Origin of the sequence: Colwellia marinimaniae (genome assembly GCF_002207865.1) — a bacterium.
GTDB classification, from domain to species: domain Bacteria; phylum Pseudomonadota; class Gammaproteobacteria; order Enterobacterales; family Alteromonadaceae; genus Colwellia; species Colwellia marinimaniae.
This window is the reverse complement of the sequence record NZ_BDQM01000505.1, coordinates 1-238: the sequence shown is the minus strand read 5'-3', so window position 1 is coordinate 238 and position 238 is coordinate 1. Positions and strand designations below refer to the sequence as shown.

At 66.8% G+C, this 238-nt stretch carries 1 protein-coding gene; it reads right to left on the bottom strand.

The genetic code is table 11. The features are described from left to right. A partial coding sequence (locus MTCD1_RS20260; protein WP_438819313.1) for an ABC transporter permease subunit occupies nt 1–238 on the bottom strand: 238 nt, incomplete at both ends.

Sequence of the window (238 nt, the reverse complement as noted above, 5' to 3'; positions counted from 1 at the left end):
GCGCCGCGTCCTGCACGATCAGCACGACGCCGAAGGTGGCCAGCAGTTGGAAAAGCTCCGGGCTTCGGTACAGCCGGCGCAGCACCAGCATTTCCAGTGCCACGCCGAGCAGCCCTGTGGCAAAGGCGGCGATCGCGACGGCACTCCAGAAGCCGATGCCGCCGGCCCAGCGCTCCGCCAGCGTCACCGCGATATAGGCCCCGACCATGTAGAACGAGCCATGGGCGAAGTTGACGAT